Genomic DNA, 781 nt, shown 5'->3' with positions numbered 1-781 from the left:
TTAAGCGACAAACGGATACTGAGATCCGTGATTATCACCCGCAATGACGCATCTTTTTCAATCTGTTGCAAACGAGCGCTACACAGCAACCCACCAGCCCGGTAGGTCGAATTAGTCCGAAGGACGTAATCCGACATCCATCCATAGACCAAATCAAACACAGCCATGACACGATGCACTCCACGTACCGGGCCTTGTCGGATTACGCCTTTCAGGCTAATTCGACCTTGTGTCTCTCCGGCGGAAGGATTTGCTACCCTTCCGCCACTGCTGGCGGGCAACCCGTATTCGACCTGAGGCCCTGAGCCTGTGATGTAGATAGGTCCCGCCAGCATTTCTCTCAAAACTTGAACGGTATCCGAGCCCTTCGTTGACCGGATGAGGCTGCACGAACAAGGAGAAGTGGAGAGATGGCTACCATCGGTATTGATGTCAGTAAGAAAAAGCTCGATCTGTGCTGGTTGCGTGATGCGCAGGCCGGCAAGGTAAAAACCCGGGTATTTCCCAATGCCCACGATCATTATCCCGCGCTGCTGTCATGGTTGCTCAAACAAACCGGCGCGTCCCCCGGCGAACTTCAGGTGTATCTGGAAGCCACCGGCATCTATCACGAACCCCTGGCGCACTGGTTGCACCAAGCCGGTGTGACGGTCTACGTGCTGAACCCTGCCCGCGTGCGCTACTACGCCCGTTCCCTGGGCGATCAAGGCAAGAGTGACAAGAAAGACAGCAAACGCATTGCCCATTTTGCTCTAGCCAACCCGGAGCTGACGCCTTGGCA

General features: G+C 55.1%; 1 protein-coding gene. It reads left to right on the top strand.

The genetic code is table 11. The features are described 5' to 3' along the window. Nucleotides 1–410: 410 nt before the first annotated feature. Nucleotides 411–781, top strand: a 371-nt coding sequence (locus A3754_RS07990) for a transposase (RefSeq protein WP_156496911.1), incomplete at its 3' end; no start/stop codon positions are given.

Source organism: Alcanivorax sp. HI0083, from assembly GCF_001635175.1.
This window is presented reverse-complemented; position numbering and strand designations above follow the sequence as displayed.